Source organism: Streptomyces sp. SID13726 (genome assembly GCF_010548375.1).
Lineage (GTDB): Bacteria > Actinomycetota > Actinomycetes > Streptomycetales > Streptomycetaceae > Streptomyces.
In genome coordinates, this window is the sequence record NZ_JAAGLY010000764.1 from 1 (window position 1) to 397 (window position 397).

At 68.0% G+C, this 397-nt stretch carries 1 protein-coding gene; it reads right to left on the reverse strand.

What is annotated here, in order from left to right; all coding sequences use genetic code 11:
* Window positions 1–25 precede the first annotated feature (25 nt).
* Window positions 26–397, reverse strand: a 372-nt coding sequence (locus tag G3I78_RS50180; protein ID WP_203616613.1) for a hypothetical protein, incomplete at its 5' end; no start/stop codon positions are given.

Sequence of the window (397 nt, forward strand, 5' to 3'; positions counted from 1 at the left end):
TCGCACGCGGCCCCCGGAAATGAGGCTATTGGGTAACTGTGTCATCGCACACCGGGCTCGGTGGCGCCTTCGCGATCACGTCCCGCCAGTAGGCAGCCTCGCCTGACACGCCCCGCTGGACGGGCTGGATCAGGGTGGAGAACGCCGTTGTGCCCGGGTGTGCCTCCAGGTCGCCGGGGCCGATCGCGACCACGTACTGCTGCCCAGGCTCCATCAGCACCTCGCGGTTCGAGGTGTCCACCTTGAAGGAGCCGGGCGCGCCATCAGGCTCAACCCGCTGTGACACCCCGATGATCGGCGCGAACTTCCCCTTCATCGTCTCGACGATCCGCACCGCGGTCGTGACGAGCTGGGGGTTCTCCACGCCCACGGCAACAGGATCGTGCGCGGCACCGCT